The sequence below is a fragment of the Aquabacterium sp. A08 genome (assembly GCF_011742065.1).
Genome location: NZ_JAAQQT010000484.1, coordinates 1 through 385, shown reverse-complemented (window position 1 = coordinate 385; position 385 = coordinate 1). Strand labels below are relative to the sequence as shown.

Sequence of the window (385 nt, the reverse complement as noted above, 5' to 3'; positions counted from 1 at the left end):
GCCTGGGCTACCAGGAACAGAAGCACGAATCCACCCCCGGCAGCGACCGCGAGTACACCGCCCTGTCGGGCGCGTACAACTTTGGCGTGGCCCGCTTGTCGGCCGGCTACCAACACGCCAAGAACGGCAGCAACGCCAAAGACAACGAGTACAGCATCGGCGTGAACGTGCCGGTGGACAAGTTCAACATCTCTGTGGGCTACGCCAGCAGCAAGTCCAAGAACGCCGCCGGCGCCACCACTGCCAAGGGCTCGGGCTTTGCCGTGGGCGCCACCTACTCGCTGTCCAAACGCACCAGCCTGTACGCCGGCTGGCGCGACACCAGCCGCAAGAACGCTGTGACCGGCGTTAAGTCGGCCGACGAGCGCCTGTACGCCGCTGGCAT

The 385-nt window shown here is 65.5% G+C and carries 1 protein-coding gene; it reads left to right on the top strand.

Going from position 1 to position 385, the window contains the following annotated elements:
• A partial coding sequence (locus HA630_RS02765; protein ID WP_166832240.1) for a porin occupies positions 1 to 385 on the top strand: 385 nt, incomplete at both ends.